This is a genomic window from Sporolactobacillus shoreicorticis, assembly GCF_024125445.1.
GTDB lineage: Bacteria > Bacillota > Bacilli > Bacillales > Sporolactobacillaceae > Sporolactobacillus > Sporolactobacillus shoreicorticis.
This window is the reverse complement of sequence record NZ_JAMXWM010000070.1, coordinates 1-1697: the sequence shown is the minus strand read 5'-3', so window position 1 is coordinate 1697 and position 1697 is coordinate 1. Positions and strand designations below refer to the sequence as shown.

Annotated in this window: 2 protein-coding genes; both read left to right on the top strand. The window is 44.4% G+C overall.

Annotated elements, in window-relative coordinates; all coding sequences use genetic code 11:
- Positions 1-485: phage replication protein O (locus tag NIE88_RS21910; protein ID WP_507237327.1), on the top strand; the 485-nt coding region annotated here is incomplete at its 5' end.
- Positions 469-1697: replicative DNA helicase (locus tag NIE88_RS21905; protein WP_253065679.1), on the top strand; the 1229-nt coding region annotated here is incomplete at its 3' end. The genes NIE88_RS21910 and NIE88_RS21905, both read left to right, overlap by 17 nt.

Sequence of the window (1697 nt, the reverse complement as noted above, 5' to 3'; positions counted from 1 at the left end):
ATGCAGACGCAATGCAACCGCATAGCGAACGCAATGCATTAAAGGAAAGGAAAGTAAAAGAAAGTAATAAAAGATCTTGTCGTGCAAATAAATTTGACGACGTGCACCTTGAACTTGCAGAAAAAATGCGAGATGAAATTAAATCAAATAAACCAAATTGTAAGGTTCCAGATAAACTGGACGGTTGGGCAAATGAAATGCGCTTGATGATGGAACGGGATAAACGAACGGAGAAACAAATTAAATACTTGATCGAATGGTCCCAGCAAGATTCTTTTTGGTCAACGAATTGCTTATCTCCCAGCAGCTTGCGTAAGCATTTTGACCAAATGGCGGCACAATGCAAGCAACAGAAACAACCGATGGGGCAATACACTCGGCCACGTCCGGCCGATGGAGATGTTCCCGACTATGAAGAGTCCATGATTGCTTTGTACGGCGAAAATTGGCGAGAGGAGCGGAAGAGAATTGCAGACAGTAGCTAAACAGGCTATCGACGTTGAAAACTATGTAATCGGCAGTATCTTTCTCAAACCGGAGCTGATGGACGAATGCAACTTAACAGCACAGGACTTTCTCTCTGTCCGTTGCCGGACGGTGTTTGAAGCCTTTATACATCTGCAACAGAAGGATCGGCCCATTAATCCTTTATCCGTCACAGAGGCAATTGGTAAAGGCAAAATGCAGATGATTGGCGGTATTGGCTTTATCACTGAGATTGCTGATCATGTGCCAACAGTAGACGACTTTGAGTATTACGTTCAGCGTGTCCGTGAGGCAAAAATAATAAATGACAGCGCGGAGCTCATGCGTCATACTCTGCTCAATCTGACAACGGAGACCATAGCCGAAACGGCTGTTTCTCTGGAACAACTCACGGCAGATAAAAGGCAGCAGTCGACATCCCCCGTCGATGAACTTGGGGATTTGTATGAGTTTCTAACCACAGATCAGGAAGACTTGCGCGGGGTGACAACGGGATCGATTGATTTAGATCGGTACACGGGTGGCTTGCAGGATGGTAATTTAATTGTCATGGCTGCACAGACCTCGGTTGGGAAGACAGCTTTTGCCGCAAATATGGCACTCGCCGCCGCTGAGAAAAAGACTGTTGTTGATTTTTTCGAAACAGAAATGACGCGAAAAGAGCTTTATCAGCGATTTGTTTCCAATCGAGCAGGATTGAACATGCAGGAATGGCTGAAAAACAAGCATCAGATCACAGAGAATAAGCTACAAGTTATTTCCGGTGCAATGGATCACTTGCTGAAACTAACGCTGAATGTCGTTGAGGAACCATCTTTGACGATCAATGATATTCGATCGGGTATTCGTAAATCGTTGAAGGACTATCCGAATAATCCGCATCTCGTCATTATTGATTATCTGCAAAACATGAACAGCTTGTCACGGCACCCGAATCGGCGTGATTTAGAGGTCGGCGAAATCACAAAGTTGTTGAAACAGACCGCCCGAAAGTTTGACGTTCCGATTTTGCTGCTCTCCCAGCTTTCACGAGCCGTAAACAGTCGAGACGATAAGAGACCTACAAAAAGTGATTTACGGGACAGCGGGAATATTGAGCAAGACGCTGACATCATTTTGTTTCTTTATCGCGAAAAATACTATAAGCATCAATCAAATAACAACGAGATTGAAATAATCATTGCTAAACAGCGAAATGGGATGACAGGTAC